Origin of the sequence: Pseudolabrys sp. FHR47, assembly GCF_005153485.1 — a bacterium.
Taxonomy (GTDB): domain Bacteria; phylum Pseudomonadota; class Alphaproteobacteria; order Rhizobiales; family Xanthobacteraceae; genus Pseudolabrys.
In genome coordinates this window covers 3,897,501-3,916,599 of sequence record NZ_CP039740.1, presented here as the reverse complement: position 1 = coordinate 3,916,599, position 19,099 = coordinate 3,897,501, and the positions used below count along the sequence as shown (strand labels likewise).

Annotated in this window: 20 protein-coding genes, 1 tRNA gene and 1 pseudogene; 14 read left to right on the top strand and 8 right to left on the bottom strand. The window is 63.0% G+C overall.

Translation table 11 applies throughout. From position 1 onward, the window contains the following. Positions 1-289 precede the first annotated feature (289 nt). The 3 genes from E8Q40_RS19145 (at position 290) to E8Q40_RS19135 (ending at position 2,760) form a co-directional block, all read left to right on the top strand. Positions 290-643 (top strand): hypothetical protein, encoded by a 354-nt coding sequence (locus E8Q40_RS19145; protein WP_137046033.1) that lies wholly within the window; start codon positions 290-292, stop codon positions 641-643. Positions 644-727: 84 nt separating this feature from the next. Then, on the top strand, positions 728-1,933 hold the full coding sequence (locus tag E8Q40_RS19140; RefSeq protein ID WP_137046032.1) for an alanine--glyoxylate aminotransferase family protein: 1,206 nt from the start codon (positions 728-730) through the stop codon (positions 1,931-1,933). A gap of 11 nt (positions 1,934-1,944) precedes the next feature. Then, a complete protein-coding gene (locus E8Q40_RS19135) occupies positions 1,945-2,760 on the top strand; it encodes a lytic transglycosylase domain-containing protein (protein WP_137046031.1) in 816 nt (271 codons plus the stop codon). Here the strand turns inward: E8Q40_RS19135 and E8Q40_RS19130 are convergent. The 3 genes from E8Q40_RS19130 to E8Q40_RS19120 all read right to left on the bottom strand — a co-directional run bounded on the left by E8Q40_RS19130 (position 2,757) and on the right by E8Q40_RS19120 (position 4,381). Then, positions 2,757-3,056 carry a hypothetical protein gene (locus E8Q40_RS19130; protein WP_137046829.1) on the bottom strand — a complete coding sequence of 100 codons (300 nt, stop codon included), beginning with the start codon at positions 3,054-3,056 and terminating at the stop codon, positions 2,757-2,759. The genes E8Q40_RS19135 and E8Q40_RS19130 overlap by 4 nt on opposite strands. A 66-nt stretch (positions 3,057-3,122) precedes the next feature. Next, positions 3,123-4,055 carry an OmpA family protein gene (locus tag E8Q40_RS19125; protein ID WP_137046030.1) on the bottom strand — a complete coding sequence of 311 codons (933 nt, stop codon included), beginning with the start codon at positions 4,053-4,055 and terminating at the stop codon, positions 3,123-3,125. Between the two features lie 71 nt (positions 4,056-4,126). Then, the gene (locus E8Q40_RS19120; protein ID WP_137046029.1) at positions 4,127-4,381 is read right to left on the bottom strand and encodes a hypothetical protein; all 255 of its coding nucleotides are present in this window, start codon (positions 4,379-4,381) and stop codon (positions 4,127-4,129) included. 412 nt (positions 4,382-4,793) lie between these two features. On the opposite strand from E8Q40_RS19120, the gene E8Q40_RS19115 reads away from it, so the two are divergent. Further along, a complete protein-coding gene (locus E8Q40_RS19115) occupies positions 4,794-5,027 on the top strand; it encodes a hypothetical protein (RefSeq protein WP_137046028.1) in 234 nt (77 codons plus the stop codon). Positions 5,028-5,042: 15 nt separating this feature from the next. After that, complete coding sequence (locus tag E8Q40_RS22050) at positions 5,043-5,201, top strand: hypothetical protein (RefSeq protein ID WP_168197913.1); 159 nt, start codon at positions 5,043-5,045, stop codon at positions 5,199-5,201. 82 nt (positions 5,202-5,283) lie between these two features. On the opposite strand, the gene E8Q40_RS19110 is transcribed toward E8Q40_RS22050, so the two are convergent. Next, positions 5,284-6,567: an MFS transporter gene (locus E8Q40_RS19110; protein WP_137046027.1), complete on the bottom strand. Its 1,284-nt coding sequence runs from the start codon at positions 6,565-6,567 to the stop codon at positions 5,284-5,286. A gap of 444 nt (positions 6,568-7,011) precedes the next feature. On the opposite strand from E8Q40_RS19110, the gene E8Q40_RS19105 reads away from it, so the two are divergent. Beyond that, entirely contained in the window at positions 7,012-7,548 is a 537-nt protein-coding gene (locus tag E8Q40_RS19105) for a lytic transglycosylase domain-containing protein (RefSeq protein WP_246662923.1), read from the top strand. A 53-nt stretch (positions 7,549-7,601) separates the two neighbouring features. Here E8Q40_RS19105 and E8Q40_RS19100 read toward each other — a convergent pair whose 3' ends face one another. Then, the gene (locus tag E8Q40_RS19100) at positions 7,602-8,339 is read right to left on the bottom strand and encodes a hypothetical protein (RefSeq protein ID WP_137046025.1); all 738 of its coding nucleotides are present in this window, start codon (positions 8,337-8,339) and stop codon (positions 7,602-7,604) included. A gap of 210 nt (positions 8,340-8,549) precedes the next feature. Here E8Q40_RS19100 and E8Q40_RS19095 point away from each other — a divergent pair. Continuing rightward, positions 8,550-8,625: transfer RNA gene (locus E8Q40_RS19095), tRNA-Ile, on the top strand. A gap of 237 nt (positions 8,626-8,862) precedes the next feature. Here E8Q40_RS19095 and E8Q40_RS19090 read toward each other — a convergent pair. Then, complete coding sequence (locus E8Q40_RS19090) at positions 8,863-9,495, bottom strand: TetR/AcrR family transcriptional regulator (RefSeq protein ID WP_168197912.1); 633 nt, start codon at positions 9,493-9,495, stop codon at positions 8,863-8,865. Positions 9,496-9,688: 193 nt separating this feature from the next. On the opposite strand from E8Q40_RS19090, the gene E8Q40_RS19085 reads away from it, so the two are divergent. The 5 genes from E8Q40_RS19085 to E8Q40_RS19065 all read left to right on the top strand — a co-directional run bounded on the left by E8Q40_RS19085 (position 9,689) and on the right by E8Q40_RS19065 (position 16,061). Further along, positions 9,689-10,747, top strand: a complete 1,059-nt coding sequence (locus E8Q40_RS19085) for an ABC transporter substrate-binding protein (RefSeq protein WP_137046023.1) — start codon at positions 9,689-9,691, stop codon at positions 10,745-10,747. Between the two features lie 81 nt (positions 10,748-10,828). Next, a complete protein-coding gene (locus E8Q40_RS19080; RefSeq protein ID WP_137046022.1) occupies positions 10,829-11,887 on the top strand; it encodes an ABC transporter ATP-binding protein in 1,059 nt (352 codons plus the stop codon). Then, the gene (locus tag E8Q40_RS19075; RefSeq protein ID WP_137046021.1) at positions 11,884-13,593 is read left to right on the top strand and encodes an ABC transporter permease subunit; all 1,710 of its coding nucleotides are present in this window, start codon (positions 11,884-11,886) and stop codon (positions 13,591-13,593) included. Before E8Q40_RS19080 ends, E8Q40_RS19075 begins: the two co-directional genes overlap by 4 nt. A 9-nt stretch (positions 13,594-13,602) precedes the next feature. After that, positions 13,603-14,412, top strand: a complete 810-nt coding sequence (locus E8Q40_RS19070) for an enoyl-CoA hydratase/isomerase family protein (RefSeq protein WP_137046020.1) — start codon at positions 13,603-13,605, stop codon at positions 14,410-14,412. Positions 14,413-14,417: 5 nt separating this feature from the next. Next, positions 14,418-16,061 carry a class I adenylate-forming enzyme family protein gene (locus E8Q40_RS19065; protein ID WP_137046019.1) on the top strand — a complete coding sequence of 548 codons (1,644 nt, stop codon included), beginning with the start codon at positions 14,418-14,420 and terminating at the stop codon, positions 16,059-16,061. An 82-nt stretch (positions 16,062-16,143) separates the two neighbouring features. On the opposite strand, the pseudogene E8Q40_RS22305 reads toward E8Q40_RS19065, so the two are convergent. Continuing rightward, positions 16,144-16,242, bottom strand: a pseudogene (locus tag E8Q40_RS22305) (site-specific integrase); the annotation flags it as partial. Between the two features lie 125 nt (positions 16,243-16,367). On the opposite strand from E8Q40_RS22305, the gene E8Q40_RS19055 reads away from it, so the two are divergent. Together E8Q40_RS19055 and E8Q40_RS19050 are read left to right on the top strand one after the other, a co-directional pair. Continuing rightward, the gene (locus tag E8Q40_RS19055) at positions 16,368-17,354 is read left to right on the top strand and encodes an ABC transporter substrate-binding protein (RefSeq protein ID WP_137046018.1); all 987 of its coding nucleotides are present in this window, start codon (positions 16,368-16,370) and stop codon (positions 17,352-17,354) included. Between the two features lie 14 nt (positions 17,355-17,368). Beyond that, the gene (locus E8Q40_RS19050; protein ID WP_137046017.1) at positions 17,369-18,082 is read left to right on the top strand and encodes a class II aldolase/adducin family protein; all 714 of its coding nucleotides are present in this window, start codon (positions 17,369-17,371) and stop codon (positions 18,080-18,082) included. Here the strand turns inward: E8Q40_RS19050 and E8Q40_RS19045 are convergent. Beyond that, positions 18,025-19,056, bottom strand: coding sequence for a LysR family transcriptional regulator (locus tag E8Q40_RS19045; RefSeq protein ID WP_137046016.1), 1,032 nt, complete (start codon positions 19,054-19,056; stop codon positions 18,025-18,027). The genes E8Q40_RS19050 and E8Q40_RS19045 overlap by 58 nt on opposite strands. Positions 19,057-19,099 lie beyond the last annotated feature (43 nt).

Sequence of the window (19,099 nt, the reverse complement as noted above, 5' to 3'; positions counted from 1 at the left end):
CTGGCCGGCAGGCTGGAAGCGCGGCCCCGCGGACAGAAATCGCCACAACGTGGAGCGCCGGAAGGCGACGCGTCCCTGCTCGAGGGGCGCGCCCCGCCACCCGGCGGGAGGCCGTAGGATGCGCCTTTCGGCGCTCCACGCCCTCGCATTTTTCCCTCTCGGGAAAAGGCGCGGGTGGAAGGCCCCAAGGAATTCCGGCGCACCCGGCGCCGCTCAAAGAATACGGGTGAGGCCGCGCGCCCTCATGAAACGCGCCTTTCAGTCACACAACCGATCAGGAGACAGGTCCATGCCGCGCATGAAGGAACAGCCGCGTCCGCAGGATGATGAGGAAGACGACGGCTTCGACGACAACCAGAGCATCGAGGATTTCCGCGCCGAGCTTGCGCGCCATCTGCGGGTGATCATCGCCGAGAACAGGGAGGATTGGCGCCATTGTCCGCAGCGTGCCTGCCGGCGCCAGCGCGGTTGCACCTTGCCGGGCGGCGAATGTGCGGTGCCGCTGCCGCCGCGGGTCATGACGGATGCGCAGCGGGACCGCTTCGTGGGGCGTCTCCAGCGGGCCATGAAAAAGGCTTTCGCCCGGGCGGAGGCGGAAGGCAGGCTGAAGCCGCCGCCGGCCGGCGCAGGGGCGCGGCGGTGATGATTTCGATCAACAATCGTGATCCCTTGGCCTCGCCAAATCATGCTACTGACCGGCCTCCAAATAGAAGGCTTCTGCTCCCCAATGTCCTCCTCCGTCTCTTCTCTCGCCAACGGCCGTGAATTCCTCGCCATTCCGGGTCCCACCAACGTTCCCGATGCCGTGCTGCAGGCCATGCACCGCCCCGCGCTCGACATCTATACCGGGCCGCTGGTCGAACTCACCGATAGTCTGATGCGCGATCTCAAGCGCGTCTTCGCCACGCAGGCTGGCCGCTGTTACATCTACGCCGCCAACGGCCACGGCGCCTGGGAAGCCGCGCTCACCAATGTGCTGTCGCGCGGCGACAAGGTGCTGGTGCTGGAAAGCGGCCGCTTCGCCATCGGCTGGGGCGAGGCCGCGAAGATGCTGGGCGCCGAGGTCGAAATCCTGCCCGGCGATTTCCGCCGCGCGGTGCGTCCGGCCGAGGTCGAGGCGCGGCTCAAGGCCGATGCCAAAGGCGAGATCAAGGCCATCCTGGTGGCGCAGATCGACACCGCCTCCGGCGTCATCAACGACATTCCGGCGATATCGCAGGCGATCCGCGCCGCCGGTCACGAGGCGCTGCTCTGCGTCGACACGGTCGCCTCGCTCGGCTGCGTGCCGTTCGAGATGGACAAGTGGGGCGTCGATCTCGCCATGTCCGGTTCGCAGAAGGGGCTGATGACGCCGCCGGGTCTTGGCTTCACCGCCGCCGGCCCGCGCGCGCTCGAGGCGCATAAAAAAGCGAACATGCGCACGCCCTATTGGGACTGGACCTTCCGCGACGGCCCGGTGCACTACCACAAATATTGCGGCACGCCGCCGGAGCAGTTGCTGTTCGGCCTGCGCGCCGCCTTCGACATCATGTTCGCCGAGGGCGAGCCGAACGTGTTCGCGCGCCATCGCGCGCTCGCCGAAGCGGTGCGCCGCGCCGTGGCGGTGTGGAGCGAAGGCCAGACCTTCGACTTCAACGTCATCGAGGCATCGGAGCGCTGCGACACGGTGACGACGGTGATCACGCGCGGCGGCGACAGCGCGCAGCCTTTGGTCGATTACTGCAATTACAAATGCGGCGTGGTGCTCGGCCGCGCGCTGGGCGCCACCGAAGGGCGTGGCTTCCGCATCGCCCATATGGGCCATGTCAACGCGCCGATGGTGCTCGGAACCCTGGGCGCGATCGAGATGGGCATGACGGCGCTCAAGCTGCCGCACGGTTCCGGCGGCACCGCTGCGGCGATCGCGTATCTGGCGGGAGAGCTGAAGGCGTGAGACAATTGATCATGAACAAACACATCGCCGCATTCGCTCTTCTCGCCGCATCGCTGTTCGCGCTGCCGGCGCAGGCCGCCAAATGCGGCGGCGACTTCGATACCTTCCTGTCGCAGATCGGCCGCGAGGCGCAGGCCAAGGGCGTATCGGCATCGGTGGTGCGCGAGGCCCTGTCCGGCGTCAGCATCGACCAGGAGGTCTTGGCCTTCGACAAGCGCCAGCGTTACACCTTCAAGCGCAGTTTCGAGGATTACGCCAAGACCCGCGTCATCCCCGCCCGCCTCAAGCGCGCGACGGCGCTGATGCAGAAGCATGCGCAGTTGCTCGCGCGCGTCGAACGGCAGTTCGGCGTGCCGAAGGAACTGATCATGGCGATCTGGACTTTGGAGACCGACAATGGCGGTGGCGACATGGGCAAGCGCCCGGTGGTGCGCACTTTGGCGACGCTCGCGCATGACTGCCGGCGCACGGAGTTATTTCAGGGCGAACTGATCGCGGCGATGATGATCGTCAACCGCGGCGACCTGCCGCTCAAGGACCTGGTCGGCGCTTTCGCCGGCGAGATCGGGCAGACGCAGTTCCTGCCGTCGTCCTACATCAAGTACGGCGTCGATTACGACGGCAACGGCCATGTCGATCTGCGCCATTCGGTGCCGGACGTGCTGGCCTCGACGGCGAATTTGCTCAAGACCAATGGCTGGCGCGCCGGCCAGCCCTACGGCGAGGGCACCGAGAATTTCCAGGTCATGCGCGAGTGGAATCGCTCGGAGATCTACCGCAAGACCATGGTGCTGTTCGCGGAGAAGCTCGGGGGCAACAACTACTAGCGGGCGCGCACCGGGACGGTCGCGGGGATGGATTTGCCGCGGGGCGGTTCAGAGTCCTTCGGTCTGCCGAGCGCCATGATAGCAGTGCCCATGGCAACGCTGCCGAAGGTGATCACGAGGCCGAACAATAGAAGGCCGAAGGCCGCGCCGCCCGACTGGTCGTTGAGGATCAGGTCCCGCAGGTGGTGCGGGTTCAGCGCCATCAGCCCGCCGATCATGGCCACCGCTGCGCCGATGCCGATCGCCAAATTGATGACGAGCAGGCGCAGCAGCGGCTGGCGAAACAGCGTTTTCATCAAGTCAAAATACGCCCGAACGCGGCACTCAGCAATGCAGCGTCCTCATGGCAAGCCTGCCGGCGGCTACGGCTGTACCAGTTCCACGCGGCGGTTCAACGCGCGGCCTTCATCCGTGGCGTTCGAGCCCACCGGCGCGAGGAAGCCGAGGCCGGCGGTTTTCATCCGGCCGCGTGGGATCTTGTAAGTTGTGGCCAAAGCCGCTGCGACGGCATCGGCGCGCTGGCGCGACAACGTCATGTTGTGTTCGAAGCTACCCTGGTTGTCGGTATGCCCGACAATGAAGACGTTGAGCGCCGGCTGCCCCCCGAGCAGTTTGGCCATTTCGGCGAGCGTCGGCGCGCTCTCCGGTTTGATGACGGCCTTGTCAGTATCGAAATAAATGCCGTAGATCGCGATATGGCCTTTCTCGCCGAGGCCCTTGGCCATCGCCGCGGCGTCGATCATCTTGTTTTCCAACGCACCGACCACGGCGACGACAAGCTGGGCATAGATGTCGTCGTTGTTCTTGCTGGTGATGACGGTCGCGTAGATGTCGGCATTGCCGTCTCGTTTATGACCGGCGAAGTAGCGATAATCGAAGCCGTCGATCCACATTGCGGGGATCGGCAGCGCGTCGATCTTCTCGCTGAAGGGAATGCCGCCGCAATCGTCGGCGTTACAAGCAAGAAGCGTCTCGAACCCGGCCTTGCCGAGCTGGTTCTCGAAATTGCGCGACACTTCAAGGATCGAAGGCCCGGGTCCGGTGCGATAGGCAATGCGTGTCACCCGACCTTCGAGGGTCCGCGCGTCGGTCGGCTGGCCGTCCTTGAAAGCGGCGGCCTGCAGCCGCACGGCGTCGAAATCTTTGGTCTGGTAGCCGGTAATCACGCTGCCGCTAAAACGGCCGATGCCAGGATAATCGCGGGCTCCGGCGACATCGCGGTTCTGGGCGAGGGCGTCGCTTGCCGGAAAGGCTGCGACAAAAGCGGCAGTAAAAACGGCGACGAAGCGGTGCATGGCGGGCTCCGTGGTTCGGATCGTGGGCGATCGATCGAACCACAAAGCCGGGGGCTAGACTGTGATGGCCATCATCTGGCGCCCATCGCCTTTTTCGGCTTGGTCCCGGTCCGGGCGATGGACTTGATGGCGAGCGGCGCGCGGCCGGACTTCTCGGCGATCTCGCGGTCCTGCTCGATGATGAAGCCCCGCGCCGGTTCGTCCTTCTCGAGGCCGCCGAGGATGTCCGCGGGGACGCGGCGGTTGGAGCGCTGCGAGCCGTCCTCATAGACGACGTCGAACATCACGAATTCGCCCTTGGGATTGCTTCCCGGTTTCTTGGCCATGGTCAGGCTCCTCGAAAATTATAGAGACCACCGCGAATCGCAGGGGGCGCAAGGCCCACCGGCCGTCGGGTCGAATGAATGAATGGTATTGCAGGCGCTCTCGGCGCTGCTGCTCGGTGTTTAGCTATGCGCTTATGGCCGATATCCAAGCGGCGGAAAAGCTCTGATTCGTTAAAAAACTCGTTTCCTACGACTGGGCGGACGGAAAACTCGTCGTTAAACGCCATATACTTGTCAATTCAGAACAAAAGAAACAAATCTGGTTTCCTGACGGCAATAATTGAAATGCGTTAATTGCATGCCTTTTATGTTGCGCTGCACCTACTCGATTCCGCAATGCAAGATATATTGCAATGCAACAAGGCCTGAAAGCGCACGATCTTGCGGCTCGGCCGAACCAGGAGCGAATTCCATGTCCTATACCCCCTCTGTCGCTGAAGCGGCTTTTTCTCCCACCTACGCGCCGGCCAAGGCGGCTCCGAAGCGCGGCTTCTTCGCCCGCGTACTCGACGGCCTGATGGCAGCCCGCATGCGCCAGGCCGAGCGCGAAGTCGCGCGCTACATCACCGAAACCGGCGGCAAGTTCACCGACGAATCCGAGCGCGAAATCGAGCGCCGTTTCCTGTCGCCGAATAGCCGCTTCTGATCTGGAGTTGAATAGATGACCACCGCCAATGCGCATCTGGCGCATGATCGCTGGTCGGTTGCTTCTCAGGCCACCGGCCTCCTGAACTACCTGAAGATGCTGGCCGAAGCCTTCTCGGAAGGTTTGCAGCAGGCGCACGAGGCCCGGCGGAAGCATCCCTTCGCCGACGTCTGACCTCTTTTCAATCGAACGTTCCTGACGAAAAGCCGGAAGCCGCGTGCTTCCGGCTTTTGTCGTTCAGCGCCGGCGCGGATATTCAGCGGTTGTCCCGCGGCGGCTCCTGCGCATAATCGTCCGGCACGGCGACCGACGGATCGCGCGGGTCGGGTACCTCCGGCGTCAGCATGGTGCCGGCCGGCGCACTCGCAGTCATTTCGAAACCGGTCTTTTCATCCACGGACAGCGATGGCTGCACCTTGGTCCGGTAGAAGACATAGGTCGCCAGCAGGGCCTGAGTGCCGGCAATGAAAAGAAACAGCGCGCGCGGCTCAATCGCGCGCATGACGGCGGACGCCAGCAGAGGACCGACCACGGCGCCGAGCGCGTTGGCCAGCAGCACCGTTGCGGCCGTCGGCACCGTCTCGCTGGCCGGCGTCTTGTCATAGGCGTGGGCGGCTGCCAGCGAATAGGTCGGCAGTGTCAGCGCACCGAAGGCAAGGCCGAACACGATCAGCAACGTGCCGGACGCCGCTGACAGCCATAGCGTCAATCCGACAAGGGACGCGCCGGTCAGGACCGTGAACAGGACGAGACGACGGTCGACGCGGTCGGACAGGCGGCCGACCGGCCATTGCGACAACGCACCGGCGAGCGTCGCCGCGCTCATGAACATCGCGACATGGGAGACGTCGAGACCGCTGCCGGCCGCTGAAATCGGCCCCAGACTCCAGAACGCGCCATTGGCGACGCCGACCATGAAGGCCGCGATCAGGCCGACAGGCGCGGCCTTATAAAGCCGGACCGGATGGAAGCGCACGATGGTGATCGGCGCCGGTTGCGCCGAGCGCGTCAGCGCTACCGGGATGATGCCGAGCGAGGCAAGGATCGCGGCGATCATGAAGCTGTTCGCCTGCTCGACCGGATAGAGCGTGACCAGAAACTGACCGACGGTGAAGGCACCAAAGTTCACCATCACATACGCGGACATCAGCAGGCCGCGGGTGTCATTGGTGGTGCTGCTGTTGAGCCAGCTTTCAATGACAAGATAGATGCCGGCGAGGCAGAAGCCGTTCAGAAGCCGCAAGCCGATCCAGGCATACACGTTGGGTGCAAGGCCGTAAGCGAGCGCAACGGTGACGGCGAGCGCGACGAGTGCAGCGAAGGCACGGATATGCCCCGCGCTCAGGATCGCATAGGGCGCCAGCACGCAGCCGGCGACAAAGCCGACATAGTAGGAGGAGCCGATGATGCCGAGGCCGACCGCGCCGAAATTCTCCGCGGCGCCGCGCAGCGGCAGCAATGTGAACAGCAGGCCATTGCCGGACAGCAGAAAACCAATGCCGAGCAGCAGAGATGCGATCGGACCGAGACTGTTCCGCATGCGGCGCGATGGCTCCCGGCAATTAAGTCGGCGGCGCGGCGCATAGGTCCGCGTCACGACCTGATTGTCCGAATAACCGGATTTTACCGCTTCGCCAACCCTTCGAGGATGGCGCCGCAGCCGCTGCGTCAGCCTCGGTTGGTGCGGTGTTCCGCCCAGGCCAGGGCGACGGCAAACACGATGAAGGCGGCGACGACGCCCGTAACGACGATGACCGTGTCGGTCGGCATGAGCTTTTCCCCCAGTTCTAGTTTCGAAAAATTAGGCATCGGACCCGGGCGGTATCGTTGATTTAGGTCAAATTGGCTGATTTTCGGCTGCTGTGCGGCCACAAAGTCGCCGGACTTGGCCTTCAGAAGCGCACTACCCCCACCACACGGAGTTGGACTGATGCGCGGTGCTTGCCATGGATTGTCGTTTGCTTTGGTTCTTGGAGCTGTCGTCGTGGGCACACCGGCCCTGGCGCAGAAGGCCGGCAAGGCAATAGACGGAAACGGCAGCCATCTCGACAGTCTCATCGCCAAGCACGCCGCCGCGCACAATGTCCCGGAGGCCCTGGTGCGCCGTGTCATCAAGCGTGAGAGCGGCGGCAATCCCCGCGCCATTTCCAAAGGCAATTATGGGTTGATGCAGATCCGCCTCGGCACGGCGCGCGCCATGGGCTACCGCGGCGATGTCGCCGGCCTGCTCGATGCCGACACCAACATGGCCTATGCGGTGAAGTATCTCGCAGGGGCTTATAAGGTTGCCAACGGTAACGCCGACCGTGCCGTGCGCTACTATGCCGCCGGCTACTATTACGCTGCCAAGAGCAAGGGCGTAGCGATGCCGGCGACCGACGCCGCTGCCGCTGCGGTCGCCTCGGCGGTGGCCGACGCTCCTTTGTCCGCGCGGGCCGAAGCCAGCGATGACGCGATGGCTGAGATGGTCCCGGCCGAAGCGGTCAGCTCGGGCGATGCTGTCGTCGTCAGCTCGCACTGATACGGCGGCGGCTGTGGCGCAATCACGCAATCGATTCTGAGAGCGGCGGCACCCTACCGGGTCACGGCGCGCGTATTCAGCGCCTGCCGATTGCCCGTTGGCTGCGGGGCATTGGCCAGGCTGCCGAAGATCGCCGCAAGAATATTGAAAGGTGGCGGGAGTGGCTGCGGTTCGGGCGCCGCGGGCGGTTTGCGACGTGGGCGTTGTTGAACCGCGCGTGAACGCATCTCCGGCTTCTTGGCCGGCCCGCTGACGGCCGGAGGTTCGACCGCCGGCATCGGTTCGAGCGATGGCATTTGCAGAGCCGGAAGGCGAATGACGGGCGGTGTCTCTTCGGCAGAGGCGACCGGCAATTCAGTCGAGGAAGCTTCGCCGATCTCGATCGGAATGGTGGAGCCCGACGCGCGGCCGATCGAGCCGGTGAACTCCTCCGGATCGCGGTTCTCGGCACCGGACGTCAAGCCGGCCAACAACGGCCGGTCGGGCGCGGCCGGCGTTTCGACGGTGGTCTCGAATTCCGGTCCAGGTTCAACGATGTCCGGTGTACGAACGATGGTGTCGCGGAGATCGCGCAAGCGCTCCAGTTCACCCGCGCGGCGGAGCGCCGCATGAATGAGAAACTGCCGCCACTCCGGATGCGTGCCAGAATCCATCAACGGACCACGCGCGACAACGACGTCGTGCTGCGGTCGCACCAAACGTGTTCCGCCCGGCGGGATGAGTGCCAGGACCAGGATTGTTATGGCGAGAGTTACGCCGCCCACTGAAATAATTCGGAAGATCGGCAGCATGACCTGTGCATAACTGAGTCGTGGAAAACGCCAAAGGCTTGCGGCCGCTCATCTTTGTCCTGCGCGAACCTGTAAATTGCACGCAATGCGAGTCGTGCTCACGGGGCTGCCTTGATCCGCGAATGACAGGCTGGCCGCACGCCAATTGCGTGACCCGCCTGCGCTTTGTTAGATGAGGCCGCCGCCCCGTCTTGAAGCCTCGGCGGCGCCGGGCCCGTAGCTCAATGGTTAGAGCCGACCGCTCATAACGGTCTGGTTGCAGGTTCGAGTCCTGCCGGGCCCACCAATGTTTTCGGCCTTTTAGTGGCGGTTGAGGCGGGCATTGGCATCCACGATCACAGAAGTACTTTCAGTCTTCCGTGTATCGCCTCCGCCGCCTTCCTCAGATCCTCGGAGCTGTGATGGCTAAGACCCGGCCCGCTATGACCGGCGACGCCACGGCAACGACAATTGAAACCACTAGTGCAGGAAGATGGAAGGATCGGCGACGCCCGAAGACATCCCATGAATTCTGAAGTCATTTCTAGTCGTCGCTATACAGTGCATTGAACCAAATGAGGGACAATTGCTGGATAAACGCTTCCCGATCCTGCGCCAATTCAATCAGGTCAGGATTTCGAATAACGAACAGTTCGCGCAGCACGTCATCGATCATGCACTCCATGGCGAACACCCGCATCTTCAGCATCGTGAGATTAAGGGGAGTACGCCGATGCTTGACGACGTGCGCGAGGATGCGCTCGGCCCAGCGGCGATTGACGCGTTGCTTCTCGGCGAGCAAATCAGGCATCACCTCGCGGAGCTCACGCACGCGCTCCATGAAGATCGCGTTCTTCTCGAAATAGCTAATGTAGTAGCGGTTCGTGTTGATGATGGCTTCGAGCGGCGTGCGTCCGCTTGAGCCAGCATTCGGCATTGCGAGCGTCAGATCCTGCAGCGCCAGCAGGACGAGGCGGGCTGCTTCTTCCTTCGACGTGACATATTGATAGAGCGCCGCGCGCGATACGTCCGCGATCTCGGCGATGTCGTTCATTGACAGTTCCGCGAAAGGCGTTCGTTCGAGCGCGACGGCGCTCGCCCAGACCACGCGCCGGCGCGTTCGTTCGCCCTTGCGCAACTCGGGCTCCGCCGCCGCTGCTTCCAGAATGTCGATCAAGCCCAAGGCAGGCTTCACCGCACCGGCCGAACTCAAAGAGCTGCGATCCGCCCGAGTGGGCGTTCGCTTTTGCCGTGCCGGTCTCATTCCTGTCGTCGCCTCCTAATCATGAAAATCAGCTTGCCAAAAACTAACACGTATGTCAGCTTATAAAAACTGACATTTGTGTCACAAAATAAAAGAGGGTCACGGCATGACGAAGCAGGGGAAAATCTCGCGGCGTAAATTCGTGGGTGCGGCCGGATCGGCCATCGCGGCGCTGGGCATGCCGACGATTGTTGTGGCGCAAAAGCGGCGCATCGTCGTGCGCGATCTCGGCATCGGCACCTCGTTCAACGATGCTTATGCCCTCGAATTCACCAAGGCGACGGGTATCGAAGTGCAGCCGATCACCGGCGCCAACGATCCGATCGGCCAGATCAAGCAGATGGTCGGCACCAAGACCTATACGTGGGACATGTCGATCGTCGCGCGCCAGGTCGCCAATCAACTTGCCGCGGATGGGCCGGGCTATCTGGAGCCCCTGAAAATCGAAGACTCCGCTGGCTGGAAAGCGCTGCCGGAGGCATTCCGTTCACCGTTCTATGCGGGCAATGACGTCGTGGCCACCGTGCTCGGCTATCGTACCGACCGGGTCAAAACCCCGCCGAAGAGTTGGGCGGATTTCCTCGATACCGCGAAGTTCCCAGGCCGCCGCGCCATGCGCCGCTCGCCGGTCGACAGTATCGAACAGGCTTTGCTCGCCGATGGCGTCGCGCCTGACAAGCTGTTCCCGCTCGACTTCGATCGAGCGTTCAAGAAGCTCGACAGCGTCAAGAAGGATATCGCCGTCTGGTGGACCTCGGGCGCGCAATCGACGCAGTTGCTGCAATCCGGTGAGGTCGATTTTTGCCCGAGCTGGAACGGCCGTATCCAGGCCGCGATCAAGGCCGGCGCGCCTGTCGCCATCATGTGGGACCATGCGCTGTGGCAGACGGAAGGCTGGGTCATTCTCAAGGGTGGTCCCAATGTCGATGTCTGCCGCGAATTCATCAAGTTCGCGCTGGCGCCGGAGCGTCAGGCGAAATTCGCCACCGCGACTGGCTATGGCCCGACGATCGCGGCCGCGCTCGACAAGATCGCGCCCGATATCGCCAAGACCATGCCGACATTCGCGGCGAACCGCGCGACCGCGCTCAATGTCGACGTCGATTTCTGGACGCGGACGCGCGATGTGGCGACCGAGCGCTTTACCAAATGGCTGGTGGGTTGATCCCGGCGCGCTCGCTCGGTCTTATCAAGGTCTGCCGTAGCGCCCTCGGCGCTACGGCGTCATGATCCGGTTGCAGATTCCATGACACCTCCCAAGCTCGACCTTCGGGGCGTCACCAAGCGCTACGGCGATGCGGTGGCGTTGCACCCGACCGACCTCACTGTGGCCAACGGCGAGTTTCTCACGCTGCTGGGGCCTTCGGGTTCAGGCAAAACGACCTTGCTGATGATGATCGCGGGGCTAACCGAGACGTCCGGCGGCCATATCCTGCTCGACGGTCATGACATCACGTTAAGCCCGGCCTATCGCCGCGAAATCGGCGTCGTGTTCCAGAATTACGCGCTGTTCCCGCATCTGAGCGTCTTCGAGAACGTGGCGTTTCCTCTGCGCATGCGGAAGCAGGAGCAAGGCAGAGTGAAAGCCGCGGTTGGCCGTGCGCTCGATCTCGTGCGGCTTGGGCACCTTGCCTCGCGCCTGCCGAACGAGCTTTCCGGCGGTCAGCAGCAGCGCGTCGCTTTCGCACGCGCCATCGTGTTCGAACCGCAACTCGTCCTGATGGATGAACCGCTCGGCGCGCTGGACAAGAAGCTGCGCGACGAACTCAAGCTCGAAATCCGTAAACTCCATGCTGAATTGAAGAAGACCATCGTTTATGTGACGCACGATCAGGAAGAAGCAATGCTGCTGTCCGATCGCGTTTGTCTCATGAACGAGGCCTGCGTCGAACAGATCGACACGCCGGTGGCGTTGTACGACCGGCCGCGCAGCCGCTTCGCTGCCGCCTTTGTCGGCGAGAGCAATCTTATCGACGGCGTCGTTCGCGGCGGCGCGATCGATGTGGCAGGCTGCCTCTTGCGTACGGCCTATCCGGGCCGTCTGCCGCCGGAAGGGCACAAGGTGACGGTGCTTGTTAGGCCGGAGCGTCTGCGGATTGCTGCAGTTTCGGAAAACTCCGCATTCACGGGCACCGTGATCGACATCATCCATCTTGGCGCTGTGCATCGACTGGTCATTGCTGTGGGTGGCGGTCTGACGCTCACCATGACGGTGCTGGGCGGTGCCCATCTGCTCGAGCAGGGAGCGACCATCGCGATGGCAGTTTCGCCCGAAGATGTTGTGCCGCTCGTGGAGGCTCCGTGAGGAAGGCGGCAGGCCCAATCATTCTGTTTGTTCCGGCAGCCTTGCTGCTAGGGCTATTCTTCGTCGTGCCGATCGGCGGGTTCATGACGCAAGGTTTCGTCGGAGCGGATGGTTCGATCACGCTGGACCACGTCAGGCGCATGTGGGAGGCCGGCACCTACATGCAGGTGATGTTGGCCTCGGTGAACATTTCGCTGTGGGTCGCGGTGTTGAGCGTCGTCGTCGGCTATCCGGCGGCCTTCATCCTTGCCAATGCCGATCCCCGCAGCAAATCGACCTGGACGGTGCTGGTGTTGCTGCCATTCTGGTCGAGCTTCCTGGTGCGGACCTTCGCCTGGATCGTCATTCTCGGGCGGCAGGGGCCGGTCAATGCGACGCTGACGGCGCTCGGTCTTACCGGGCAGCCGCTTGAACTGCTCTATGGCTGGAGCGCGGTGGTTATCGGCATGACCAATGTGCTCGTGCCTTTCGCCATTCTGACCATGGTCGGGGTGATGGAGCGGATCGACCGGCGTCTGGTCGTTGCCGCCGGCACGCTCGGCGCGCGGCCGGTGCAGGCTTTCTTCCGGGTTTACCTGCCGCTGTCGTTTCCCGGCGCCACGGCGGCGTTCCTGCTCGTCTTCATCTCGGCGCTCGGTTTCTTCATGGCGCCGGCGCTGCTCGGCAGCGCGCGAGAGACGATGATCACCCAGCTCGTCATCCAGCAGGTCACCGAACTGGTGAACTGGCCGTTCGCCGCCATTCTGTGTCTGCTGCTGCTGCTGACGGCGCTGCTGCTGTTCTTTCTGTTCGACCGGCTGGTCGGCCTTTCAACGCTGTCGGGAACCGCGCGCCAGACGTCGGGCGAAAGCATTCTCGGCCGGCGGATCGTCGGGGCGCTGGGCGATATGTTTGCCGGCATTGCCGAGGCTTTGCGCCTACCGGCGCCGTTGCCGGGCCGCCGCGGCCAGGCAACGACCGCGCTCGCCGTCGGCACCATTCTGTTTCTGATCGTGCCGCTTCTTGTGTTGCTGCCGGTGTCGTTCTCCGAACGCGAATTTTTGGCCTGGCCCCCCGGCCAACCTGGCTTGCGCTGGTATCGCGAGGTTCTCTCGTCGTCGAACTGGCTTGATGCGGCCGGCCGTTCTCTTCTCGTCGCGCTGTCGACGACGGCGTTGTGTCTTGTCGTTGCCGTGCCTGCGGCTTTCGCCTTCATGCGCTTGAAAGGCGGTAGCGCGAGCGCGGCCTTCGCTGCGATGATCGCCCCGCTGCTGGTGCCGCGCATGGTGATCGCGGTCGCGCTGTTCTACGTCTATGCCCGGCTCGGCTTAGTCGGCACGACCATCGGACTGGTGATCGGCCACACCATCATCGCGTTGCCGTATGTATTTATCGCAGTGACGGCGGTCCTGAAGACCTACGACCGCCGCTTCGATCTTGCCGCCGCGTCGCTCGGCGCGACGCCCTTTGCCACGGTGCGGCATGTAACGCTGCCGCTGATTGCCGGCGGCGTCATCGCGGCCTCATTGTTCGCATTTGTCATCTCGCTCGATGAATTAAACGTCGCGCTGTTCACGTCAGGCGGGCTGCAATCGACGCTGCCGAAGCTGATGTGGGATGAAGCGACATTGCGGTTCTCTCCCCTATTAGCCGCCGTATCGACGCTCGTTCTCTTTGTCATGAGCGCGGTCATTCTGTTCGCCGCGCGTCTGCGCAACAACCCGTAGAAATCAGCCATGCCAATCGTCTATTCAAAATCCGGCGCCATCGCGACCTTCACCATCGACAATGGCAAGGTCAATGTTTTCGCCCCGCAGATGCATCGCGAATTGTATGACGCGCTGGTCGATTTCAATTGCGACCCGGATATCCACGTTGGCATCATCACCGGCTCTGCCGACAAGAGTTTCTGTGCCGGCGATGACATTCGCACCGAATTGCCCAGCCTGACACCACAGGAGGCGCTCGAAGCGCATTTGTCGCCGCACGTTCATGAGCCGCGCACCGGCCTGACGCGTCCAGGCTGGGAGCAGGACGTGATGCGACTGCGCCGCGTCAAGCCGATCATCGGCGCGGTCGATCGCTATTGCCTGGGGCAGGGCCTCATTTATCTCCTGTTGCTGACGGAACTGCGCATTGCGACGCATCGCGCCCAGTTCGGATTGCCCGAGATCGCCTACGGGATGGGCGGCGCCGGCGCTATGACGCGGCTCGGCCGCATCGTGCCGCAGGCTGTGGCTATGGAAATGTTGTTGCTCGGCGAAACCATCAGCGCCGAGAAGGCGCTCTCGGTCCATCTCATTAACCGTGTGGTGTCGCCGGATCGCTTGATGGACGAAGCGCGTGCGATGGCCGATGTCATCGCCGCTCATCCGCCGGTCGCCGTGCAGGTCGAACTCGATGCCTATAACCGTGCGATGGATATGCCGCGCGAGCAGGCCATGGATTACGCGGGAACCCTGTTCCGCTTCCAGCGGGTTGCTTATGCCGGCCCCGGTGCGGGCACCGGCTTTTTCCGCAACGGCAATAACGGCAAGCAGGATTGACGGCGATGACGGGACGGGTATCCGCCGCCGCGCTTGCGATTGAGAAGGCGCGCGTCAAGGCGCTTGAAGCCGGTTTCCTGACCACGACGATCGGCGATTTCTGCCGCGGGCGTGCGAGCGAATTTGGCGATCGCTGCCTCATCAACGTGTTCGATAGAGGCGAAGTCGCGACATACGCGGAGGCCGATCGCCGGTCGAACCAGATCGCCAATGCTCTGGCCGCTTTGGGTATCCGCCGTGGCGATCGTGTTGCGGTCATGCTGCCGAACCGGATCCTCTACCCGCTCCTGTTCCTTGCCCTGGCCAAGATCGGCGCGATCCATGTGCCGGTCAACACGCGGTACACGCCGCGCGAGATCGCATATGTCACCGGCGACTCCGGCGCATCCGCCCTGGTGATCGACCCATCTTTCCTCGCGGTCCTGGCGGATGTGGAGGAGCGCGATCGGTTGCCGCCGGCTGGGCGCATTCTTGTGCCGGATGGCGCGGCCGCGTCGGGCATGGCGGATTTCGATGCGCTTATCGCAGCGGCGCCGGAAACGCGGGCGGCTGATCCGGGCATCGGCCCGGACGACCTGATGAACATCCAGTACACCTCTGGGACGACCGGCTTCCCCAAGGGCTGCATGCTCAGCCACGACTACTGGATGGTCCTGGCACAAGCGGCGGCAGCGTGGGACGCCGTGCCTGCGTCCCGGCTGATGACGGCGCAGCCGTTTTTCTACATGGACCCGCAATGGCATTTGCTTAAGACGATGGTCGTCGGCGGCACTTTGTTCATTGCCCCTCAGTTGTCGTCGACGCGCTTTATCGGCTGGGTGAAGAAGTACCGCATCGAATGGTGCCAGTTTCCGATCCTGATGACGCGCCAGCCGGAAGCTCCCGACGATAATACGACGGCGCTCAAACAGGTCGCGACCTTCGGTTGGGACGGCGAGACCTGCCGCGACTTCAAGCGGCGTTTCAATGTACTCGCGCGCGAAGCCTTCGGCATGACTGAGATCGGCCTCGGCATGCAAATGCCGCCTGCGCTCGATACAATGTACGATTCCGGCTCGGTCGGTATTGACGGTCCGTTTCGCGAAACGACAATTCGCGACGAAGCCGGCCGGCCAGTGTCGCCCGGTGAGCGCGGTGAATTGTGGGTACGAGGTCGCGGCATCCTCAAAGGATATTGGAACCGCCCGGACGCCGATGCGGACGCCTTTCGGGAAGCGGACGATGGCGGGGCGCGCTGGTTCCGGACCGGCGATTTGTTCGAGGTGGATGAACAGGGTTTTCTGTGGCTCGTCGGGCGGCTGAAGGACATGATCCGAAGGTCGTCCGAGAATATCGCTGCCCGCGAGGTGGAAGCTGTTATCCGCGAGCTGCCGCAGATCGAGGATTGCGCCGCCGTGCCGGTTCCGGACCCGATGCGGGGCGAGGAGGTGAAGATTTATCTGCAGCTCAAGCCCGGTCTTCAGCAATCAGATTTGCCGCCGCAGGCAGTGCTCGCCCATGCGCGCCGTCATCTCGCGGCTTTCAAGGTGCCGCGCTTTTACGCTTACGTCGATAGCTTTCCGCGCACGGTCTCCAACAAGATCGAGAAGCGGAACCTCGTCGCCGGAATTAAGGATCTGCGTAGTGATGCTTGGGATGCCGAGGCCTGACCTTCCCAGGTAGATTAGGCCACTCATAACGGTCTGGTTGCAGGTTCGAGTCTTGTCGGGCCCACCAACGTTTTCAGCCCTTTTCGGTAGACATACCTAAATGGCCCGCAGCCTCCCAGGTGGGAACGCCGCGCTGCATGAGCCAGGTCGCGGCGGTGTGTCGGAGCGTATGCGGGCCGATGGGCGAGCTGCGGAGCTGATTTATTCATTGCGTGCGGATGCGGGTGACGATATGGGCCATAGCCTTGAAAGTAAGTCTTCCGTCGCGGAACAATCGGCGGCAGCTATAATCGTAAAGGCGAGGTCATGGCCCAGCTCAATCTTTCCGTCGCCGTCGGTCCCTATGATCGCACGCGCGCGCTGATCGACCGCACCGTTCAGATCGACGGTGTTGATCCCACCTTCATGACGCTGTCGCCGGAAGAAATCTTCTTCCGTGCGCTGCGTCATGCCGAATTCGATATTTGCGAATTGTCGCTGTCGAGTTTCACGGTGAAGACGGCGCAGGGTGGCGGGCCCTATGTCGGCGTGCCGTGCTTCCTTTCGCGGGCCTTTCGACACAACGCCATCTGGGTCCGCACCGACCGGATCAAGAAGCCGGCGGATCTGAAGGGCAAGAAGGTCGGCCTGCCGGAATATCAGCTTACGGCCAATGTGTGGGCGCGTGCCATTCTCGAAGACGATTTCGGCGTCAAGCCGTCCGATATTCACTGGGTGCGCGGCGGCATTGCCGACGCCGACCGGCCCGAGAAGATCAAGATCACGCTGCCGACGGATGTGCATCTGGAGGATGCTCCGGCCGGGAAGTCGATTTCGGCGCTCCTCGCCGAAGGCATGATCGACGGCTTTATTGCGCCGCGTCCGCCGGCATTGCCGCGCGACACGCCCAACGTCGGCTGGTTGTTTTCAGACCCGGTCGCGGCGGCGCAGGACAATTTCAAGCGCACCGGTGTTTTCCCGATCATGCATCTGGTCGGGGTGAGGCGCACCATTGTCGAGCAGCATCCGTGGCTGCCGGCCGCGGTGTTCAAGGCATTTTCGCAGGCGAAGAATGTCGGTCTGGAATTGCTCGCCGATCCTTCCGCCAGCAAGGTCACTTTGCCGTTCATGGAGGAACGCGTCGCCGAGGCGCGCGCGACGATGGGCGATGATTTCTGGTCCTACGGCCTTCACGCCAATCGCAAGACGCTGGAGGTGTTCCTCAAGCACCATCATGCGCAGGGCCTGTCGTCGCGATTGGTAACGCCCGAGGAACTGTTTCACCCGGGGACTCACGAGCAGTTCAGCATCTGACAAGGATTGAGCCCATGGCGTCGCTTAAGGACTGCATTGCCGAACTGGTCGTCGCCAATCATGTGCTGGCGAATGAGGATGTGCTGGACGGCTTCGGGCACATCAGCATGCGGGCGCCGGACGATCCATCGACCTATCTATTATCACGCGCGCGGGCGCCCGAACTGGTCGAGGAAGCCGACATCGTCCGCTTCACGCTCGATAGCGACCCGCTCGAAGCGGACAAGCGATCGTATTACTCCGAGCGAGTCATTCATGGCGAAATCTACAAAGCGAGGCCGGATGTGATGGCGGTATGCCATCATCATGCGCCTGCGGTGATGCCGTTCTGCATCGCCAATGTGCCGTTGCGGCCCGTTACCCATCTCGGTGCGACCATCGGCGCGACGGTACCGGTGTGGGACAGTCAGGATGAATTCGGCGACACCAATCTGCTTGTCGCCAAGCCGGAGGAGGGCGCTTCGCTGGCCCGGGCGCTCGGTGAGAACTTCGTCGTTCTGATGCGTCGGCATGGCGCCACAGTGGCTGGCCGTTCGGTGCGCGAGGCGGTGTTCCGCTGCGTCTACCTTGCCAACAATGCACGCACGCAGCTTGCGGCGGCGCAACTTGGGCAATACGAGACGCTGACGCCCGGCGAAGTCGCCATGTCCGGCGAATTCAATCTGAGGCCTTACGCGGTTGATCGCGCCTGGGAGCGCTGGGCGATGCGGGCAGTCCGCCGCGGTTGAGGCTTGGGCGAGGCCGCGGGCACCGGCCGCGCCGGGATGCCGGGACGGTGGTGGCGGGACGGCTGGCGGCCGACGTCGCGCGTCGCAATCCATTTGGTGAGAAACTCGATGAAGGTCTGCACCTTTCGCGGCACCTGGTTGGCGCGCGGATAGATGGCGAGCAGCGGCCGCGACGGCACGCGATAGCGCGGCAGAACATTGACCAGCATACCATTGGCGAGGTCGTCGGCCACGCTGTAGCGCGGAACCAGCGTGATGCCGAGCCCGGCCAGGGCGGCCTTGCGCAATGTCAGTGCGCTGTTCGAATAGAACGATCCCGAAATGCGGGCGGCAACATTGCCGCGCGGCCCCTCGAAGCGCCAGAAATGATCGTCGGGCGCGGCATGGATATGCACGAGGCAGGGATGATGGGTCAGGTCGGACGGCTTGGTTAGCCGCTCGGTGCTCGACAGATAGTCCGGCGCGGCGCAAAGCACCCATTCCATGTCGGCGATATGCTGCGACACCAGCGTCCGGTTGGCGATTGGCGAAAAGCGCAAGGCCAGGTCGATGCCACGTTCGGCGAATTCGCTGGCCCGAAACGAGATGTTTTCCAGGATGTGCGAAATCGTCAGGCGCGGCTGGGCGCGGGCGAAATCGATGATGGCGTCGGCGAGATGCAATTGGCCGAAGGATTTCGGCGTGATCAGTTTCAAGGTTCCCGCCGGCTCGGTCTTGGTCATCACGATCGAGCGCTCCTTGTCCTCGATGTCGCGAAACAGCGTTTCGCAGTAATCGAGATAGGCGCGGCCTTCTTCGGTCAGTTGCAGGGTGCGGGTGGAGCGGGTCATCAGCCGGACGCCGAGCCGCCGTTCAAGATCGCTGACATGGCGCGAGATCAGGGCGCGCGACAGCCCCAGTTGGTCGGCGGCGGCCGTAAAACTGCCCGTTCGCGCAACCCGGACGAAGCTTTCCATGGTGCGGAAGCGATCCAATGGCGTTCCCTCGATTGTTGATTATTTTGCAACAAAGCGGCGC